Origin of the sequence: Citrobacter sp. wls826, from assembly GCF_005281245.1 — a bacterium.
Classification (GTDB): Bacteria; Pseudomonadota; Gammaproteobacteria; order Enterobacterales; family Enterobacteriaceae; genus Citrobacter; species Citrobacter braakii.
Genome location: NZ_SZWS01000061.1, coordinates 314,095 through 321,136, shown reverse-complemented (window position 1 = coordinate 321,136; position 7,042 = coordinate 314,095). Strand labels below are relative to the sequence as shown.

The window sequence follows — 7,042 nt, the reverse complement described above, 5'->3', positions numbered from 1 at the left end:
CCTGCGCCTGTGACAGGCGGCTGTCACAGACAGCCACCAGTTCCAGATCGTTGCGGGTGCAGTAGTACGAAGCATGAACTTTATCCGCCACCTGCCCGGCGCCGATAATGGCGATGCGTAGCGGAGAGCTTGTCAGTGCACTTTTCACAGAAATCCTCTTAGCAGGTACGCAGCCAGGCCAGTGACTGACGGTACGCTTCCGGCAGGTTCTCTGCCCGTACACGCCCTTCGTACACGACGTAACCCTGATAATTATCTTCACGCAACTGGTCAAACAGCGCAGTGAAATCCAGCGTACCGCTCCCCGGCTGATAACGGTGGTTATCCGCAATATGGACGTGTCCCAGCAGATCGCGATTGTCATGCAGCGCCTGAGCCATATCGTCTTCTTCGATATTCATATGGTAAAAATCACCAATGATTTGCACATGCTTCAGGTTGTTTTCCACGATATAGCGACGAGCATCCGCCAGGGTGTTGATCATATGATCCTGATAGCGATTGAGCGGTTCCAGATACACCACCGTCCCCGTACGCTCGGCAACTTTATCGAGATAAATCAATGAATCACTTACTGCTTTACGATCACCCGCCAGGCTGCGCGGAGAGGTCATCGGCGGTAAGCGGAAGGTAAACATGCCCCATGCAGCGGGTACAATAATGCCCTGCCCACCGACTTCGGCCAGCGCTTCGAGAATGCGGGTAATCTGCTGTAAGCCATTCAAACGACGCTCTTCGATAAAATCACCGATCCAACCGTCATATCCTCCACAGGCGGTGGTGACGGGCAGGCCTGTTTCTTTGATTGCCGCTTTCACTTCTGCCAGGTTGTTAACCAGCAGCTTGCCGTCAATTTCAAAACCGTCAAACCCCATCTCTTTGATGTAACGGAATTTCTCGAGAATATTTTCCGGAAAAAAAGCCTGGTTCTGTGTTCCAATTTTCATCTTCTGCATTCCTTAATTAAAACGTCACGCCCATTTTGATGCTCTTTTCCGGATGGCGATCGACATACTGCATATAGCTTTCCGGGCTGCTGGCAAATGTCACTACCGGGTCAATAAGTTCTTCACAGTTCAGGTAACCGTTCATCAACAGTTCCCAACAGGTCTCCTCAATACGCTTGCGGCTCCAGCGCGGATAATCCGGATTTGGCTCACTGCAGGCACGGGAGAAGACAATTTTGGCGTTGTTGAAGTGCGCTTCACGCCCCAGGTTGAAGCCTTCAGCAAAAGGTTTCGCGAAAGCGACATAGGAGATGGTTCCACCATAAGCCAGACCGCGTAACGCCGATTGCAACGCATCCGCATAGCCACTGGTTTCGATAATCACATCCGCGCCCTGCTTGCCGGTCAGCTTCTTAATTTCCATGCCGACATCGGTGCCAATAGGATTCAGACAGAAATCCGCGCCATGACGACGCGCGATATCGCAACGATGGGCAATCGGATCCACACCAATGACCACCGAGGCTCCCGCTTTCTTAGCCAGTTGGACGGCAATCTGGCCAATCGCCCCTAAGCCGACGATGACAACAAAGTCGCCGACACGCACATTGGCGTCGCGCACGCCACTCATGGCGAACTGTGCCGGGTCATAGCACACGGCATTTTTCCACGAACTACCTTCCGGCATTTTGCGCAGTTTGTAGTTGTTTACCGCATTAAAGAAAACCGTTTCTGCCAGTGGGCCGTAGCCGCAAACTGAATCGCCAACGGCGTATTCGGTCACATCGCTGCCACACTCAATAACATCGCCCACCACCATGTTGCCAAGCTGGAACTTGCCGAATTCAATCCCGCGCGGCGCCCCTTCCGGACGCGGCATGAACATTTGCCATTCGCCGTTAAAATCTTCGTCAATAAACGGACTGGCAGCGCGAAAATCGACCACTTCCGTGCCATGTTTTGGCGCACCAAAGCGAACGCGAACTTTCACTTCATTGGCGGATACAGCTCTGTCTTCATATTCCACCAGCGCCGCAACACGCGGTTCTGTGGCAACTAACTTCTTCATTTACAACTCCTTAATTAAACTGGCCGCTTAGCCTTTCACGCCGCCTGCGGTCAAACCACTTTTAATAAAACGTTCGGAAAGCGCATACATAATGACGACCGGCAATGCGGTGACTAACGATGCCGCCATCATGCGTCCCCAGATATAGTCAGGCGTACTGAACAGCGCGTTCAGACCGACCGGTAAGGTAAAATTGCTGGCGCTGGAGAGGAAAATCGAGGCAAACAGATAGTCATTCCACGCCACCATAAAGCAGTACACAAAGACCGAAACCAGGCCGGACATCGCCAACGGCACGGTAATGCGAAAGATGATCTGCAGACGGTTCAATCCATCCATCATCGCGGCTTCTTCTATTTCATCCGGAATGGTGTCGAAGTAGCTTTTCAGCATGAACACCGCGGTCGGCAGCGTCTGGGTGACCATGGTGATAATCAACGCCATTTCGGTGTCATAGATGCCAAGTGCCGTAATGATTTTGAATAGCGGCACCACCAGCAGGATCCCCGAAAACATGTACACCGTGTAAAAGCTGGCATTGATAGTCATTCGCCCCTTAAAACGCAGGCGGGAAAGCGCATACGCTCCGAGTACGCCGAGAAATACCGCCACCACCGAAGAAGTGACCGATACCACCAGGCTATTACGGAAGTAGTCAACAAACGGGAAAATCATCGGGTTGAAGATGTCGATGTAATGTTCCAGCGTCCATTGCTGCGGTAACAGCGTCGGATGTAGCGAGATCGCCTCTTTGGCGCTTTTAAATGAGGTCATCAACATCACAAAAAATGGGAATAGCGTGATGCCCAGGAAGACAATTAATCCACAGTAAAAGCCGATGCGGCCAAGTGTGCGCTTATTTGTTGCCATTGAGGTTCACCCGTTTTCTGGTCAGCAGGATAACAGCGAAAATAATGACGAAGAGGACGACAGAAATAGCGGCCGCTTTGCCTAGGTCGTTAAATGCAAACGCTGTTTTATAGAGATAGACCCCGAGAATATCGACTTTAGTGGTCAGCAGATAAACATCGGCGAACATGTAAAACATCCAGATCGTGCGCAGTGTGACCACGGTTGCCAGCACCGGCATAATCGCTGGCAGCGTGACGATACGAAACCGTTGCCAGGCATTCGCACCGTCCATTTCTGCCGCCTCATACAACGATTTATCAATCGTCTGTAAAATCGCCAGAAACGAGATAAAGGCATACGGGAAGTAGCGCCAGATGGCGAACAGCACGACCAGCGCGAAGCTGCTGCCGGGATTGTCGAACCACAGCGGTGCCTGATCGTAGAGATGCAACAGATCCACGCCGAGGTAGTTCACAATGCCGTAGCCGTTGTTGAACATGTATTTCCAGGCAAACACCAGCGAAATTGATGGCGTCACGTAAGAGAGGATGACCAGTGAGCGCGCCGTTTTCCGCAGACGAAACTCACGGTTAAAAAACATCGCCACGCCCAGCCCCAGTACCGTGCTTCCTGCCACAACCAGCGCGGTATACCAGACCGTCATCCACAGCGAATGCCAGAATCCGGGATCGGATAAGATACGGATATAGTTGCTCAGCCCGACAAACGTAGACTCAATTTGCGGATTCAGCGGCAGTCGCATAAAGCTGATTTCGATGTTTGATATCATCGGCCACGCCACTAAACCGCCCAGCAACAGCAAGCTGGGCGCCAGCAGCAGCATGGCGAATGGCATATCAGATCGACCTGAAAAGAACTTATTCATCACGGCTTTCCATTTCCCCATTAGCGCTGTTCAACGAGGTCATCCAGTTTTTTCTGGCTCGCTTCAATCGTGGTGACGAGGTCGGCTTTGCCTACCGTCACGTTGTGCACCATTGAGCTCACAACACCGGAGCCTGTGACGTCGCCCATGCGGGTGAAGTTCTTATCGCCGACGGCACCAAACACCTGGATATTCGGCAGTTCGGCAATCAGCTGATCGGGTAATTCACCCAGCGCTTTGATGACAGTGTTATCTTTCCACGTCGGGGTATTCACCACTGCTTTGTTGACCGGCAGCGCCGCCCCTGGCGACATCATGACCCAGTCCGCGATGTTGTCGGCCTGCTCCATAAAGGTGACAAATTTCTCTGCCGCTTCTGTCTCTTCAGACTTTTGACCCGCGGTAATGGTTAACGACGTCAGCATGCCGTAAACAGCAGAGTTTTTTTCCGTCGGCACCATAAAGCCCACATTTTTAGGATCGCCCTCTTTAATCACCGCCGGGAGGATATAGGTGGAATAAATCGCCATCGGCGCCGTGCCGTTCATGAACGCGTCTTTGACTTCCATGATGTCGTTTGAGCCCGGCATGGTGTTCATTGCCAATTGGCGGTAATACTGCAGCGCCTGCGCCATTTCAGGTGTGTTGAGCGTTATCTTTCCTTGCGCATCAAAAACGTTGGCCTGGTTTGAGAGCGCGAACTGGGAAAATGACTGTTCAGTCAAAACGCTTTCCGCCGTGGGCAGCGCAATACCATATTTCTTACTACCAGGATTGTTTAGCTTCTGCGCCACGCTCAGCAGTTGTTGCCAGTCTTTTGGCTCTTCCAGCCCAGCTTTTGCCAGCACATCTTTGCGATACCAGATCCCGCCAATCCAGGCGCTAACCGGAACCCCGGTCCAGGCAGTACCGTCTTCAGTACGCACAATACGCAGCACGCCATCATAAAAAGTACCTTCACCTACGGCATTGATGACCTGCGCTACGGCTTTACGATCGATAAGTGATTCTTTATCCATAACTTTCGCGTAGTCATGGCTGGTTTCAATGACTTCAGGCAGAGAACCGCTCCGCGCCAGGGTAATGACCTTGGTGTTGTAGGCATCTTCTTCTACAGGAACCTGTTTGACACTGATCCCCGGGTTCTCTTTTTCAAAACGCTCAATCAGTTTTGCAATAACCGCCTGCCGCTCCTGTTCAACAGAAGAGTGCATAAATTCAATCGCAACAGAGGACGTTTTATCATCCTTACACCCGGAAACAAGGGCGCAGGAAACCAGTGCTGAAATCAGCACAATTTTAGTTTTAAGCATGAAATGTTCCTTTTTATTACTTAACCCACATGACCTGCCAGGCGTTCAACGTTAATTCTTTACCTGAAATAGTTTTACCGCTAATCAAATCAAATCCATTTTCAACATCAATACTAATGGTTTGCGTATGACCGCTGACATTAAATAATCCGGTAATTTTTTCGCCTGTTTCCGCCGTACGTTTAATTTGCATTACAGCCGGTGTAACACTGCTAATCTGAAAATCACTATCAGGGTGAAATGCTTTATTACTACGACGTATTACAATTAATCGGGATAATTCATGATAAATAGCATGGCGCAAACTGGTTTCATCTGCCAGCTCCGTTTCGATTTGGCTTATTTGATATTTTTTGCGGTTGATCGCACGGTTATAACCTAGCGCCTCGACACCTTTATAATCATTGCGTGACCCAAGAATGCTTTGAATGTAAACCGCAGGTACCCCCGGAAAACTCAGCAAAATGGCATGTGCGAGAATAAAGCGGGAAAAACGTTCGGCATCACTACAATTGTCTGGCGTTAGTGCGTCCATATATGTGACGTTAATTTCATACGGACTGCGACTACCATCAGGGTTATTTTTCCAGTTAACCAGCGCGCCTTCCTGTTGTAATTCCGTCACCAGGCGCACGATCTCGTCTTCAGGTAACAAACCACGTAATGGGTTGAGACCAATGCCGTCATGCGATGCGAGGAAATTAAACCAGGTGGTCTCACTGGACGGCAGTTCCAGTGATTGCGCCCACTGGCACAAGGTTGAGGTATCCTGGCGTTGTACCGCATGCAGCACCAGCGGCGGTAACGAGAACTGGTACACCATATGCGCTTCATCACGACCATTTCCGTAGTAGGACACATTATCCTTATGCGGAACGTTTGTTTCAGTAATAATCGCCGTACCAGGCGCCGCGCAGTCAGCAATAGCGCGAAATAGTTTGATAAGCTGATGCGTTTTTTCCAGGTGAATACAGGTCGTTCCTGGCTCTTTCCACATAAAGCCAACCGCATCCAGGCGGACATAATCAGCGCCCTGCTCAAGATAACTCAATAGCACATCGACCATCGCCAGTAACACTATCGGGTTGGCATAGTTGAGATCGATCTGGTCGTCGCTGAACGTCGTCCATAAATAGCGTACGGTGTTATCTTTCAGCGTAAAAGGCGTCAGTAACGGTAATGCGCGTGGACGCGTTACGTTGCTCAGATCCGTATCAGGATCCATCGCAATAAAGAAATCTTCATAACCGTCAAGCTGTTGCAAATAGTTATTAAACCATTCGCTTTTCGCTGACATATGGTTACAAACAAAATCAAACATCAGTCGACTGGATTTACCCAATTGCTTAATATCATTCCAGTCACCGGTTTCTTCGGCAACCTGATGGTAATTAATTACGGAAAAACCATCATCCGATGACCACGGATAAAACGGCAACAGATGCACATGAGAAAATGTCGACTTAAGCCATTCATTATAAAATTGATTAAACATCGGCAGTGGTTTTTTGCCTGCCCCGTGGAATTGATCGGCGTAGGTAATAAGAACCACATCGCCCTCGTCCCAATGCGCTTTACGGATTTTTTTAATTAATCCCTGTGATTTCTCTAAACGTGCAATCAGCGCTTCATAGTGGCATGAAGTAAACGTATCACCATAAACTTCTGCCAGGCATTTTTGGATTTTTTGGTTCACCTTCAATTCTCGTGGTAGCGGTCCCATGAATCAAGAGACTACTCTGCGGGAAATAAGCTGTCAATCGGCTGAGGTGGCCAGGAGGGGGATAATAAAAGAATTTTGGCAGCCAAAAAATCGTATTTGTGAGCTGCCGCAAATTAACAGAGGGAATGTTGATTAATTGTTGCTTGCTTTTGCTGATTCGGATATCAGGGTTGATTACCTGAATAGCGTTTCGATAATTTTGCCGCTGCCCGACTCAAAACCGGCTCCAGGACCAACGCCAGCAGCATTTTA

At 49.6% G+C, this 7,042-nt stretch carries 8 protein-coding genes; all 8 read right to left on the bottom strand.

Features of this window, described 5'->3' with window-relative positions:
• Positions 1-148: Gfo/Idh/MocA family oxidoreductase (locus tag FDW87_RS23085; protein ID WP_371415034.1), on the bottom strand; the 148-nt coding region annotated here is incomplete at its 3' end.
• Positions 149-158: 10 nt separating this feature from the next.
• Complete coding sequence (locus FDW87_RS19035) at positions 159-947, bottom strand: sugar phosphate isomerase/epimerase (protein WP_016156634.1); 789 nt, start codon at positions 945-947, stop codon at positions 159-161.
• 16 nt (positions 948-963) lie between these two features.
• On the bottom strand, positions 964-2,016 hold the full coding sequence (locus FDW87_RS19030) for a zinc-binding alcohol dehydrogenase (protein WP_016153224.1): 1,053 nt from the start codon (positions 2,014-2,016) through the stop codon (positions 964-966).
• Positions 2,017-2,043: 27 nt separating this feature from the next.
• Positions 2,044-2,886 carry a carbohydrate ABC transporter permease gene (locus tag FDW87_RS19025; protein WP_003020474.1) on the bottom strand — a complete coding sequence of 281 codons (843 nt, stop codon included), beginning with the start codon at positions 2,884-2,886 and terminating at the stop codon, positions 2,044-2,046.
• Complete coding sequence (locus FDW87_RS19020) at positions 2,873-3,754, bottom strand: carbohydrate ABC transporter permease (protein ID WP_003840754.1); 882 nt, start codon at positions 3,752-3,754, stop codon at positions 2,873-2,875. Before FDW87_RS19020 ends, FDW87_RS19025 begins: the two co-directional genes overlap by 14 nt.
• A gap of 20 nt (positions 3,755-3,774) precedes the next feature.
• Positions 3,775-5,067 carry an ABC transporter substrate-binding protein gene (locus FDW87_RS19015; protein WP_019076863.1) on the bottom strand — a complete coding sequence of 431 codons (1,293 nt, stop codon included), beginning with the start codon at positions 5,065-5,067 and terminating at the stop codon, positions 3,775-3,777.
• Between the two features lie 16 nt (positions 5,068-5,083).
• Positions 5,084-6,790: a sugar phosphorylase gene (locus FDW87_RS19010; RefSeq protein WP_049269482.1), complete on the bottom strand. Its 1,707-nt coding sequence runs from the start codon at positions 6,788-6,790 to the stop codon at positions 5,084-5,086.
• A gap of 164 nt (positions 6,791-6,954) precedes the next feature.
• Positions 6,955-7,042 (bottom strand): phage shock protein PspD (locus FDW87_RS23080; RefSeq protein ID WP_305764080.1); only part of this gene is annotated, 88 nt, incomplete at its 5' end.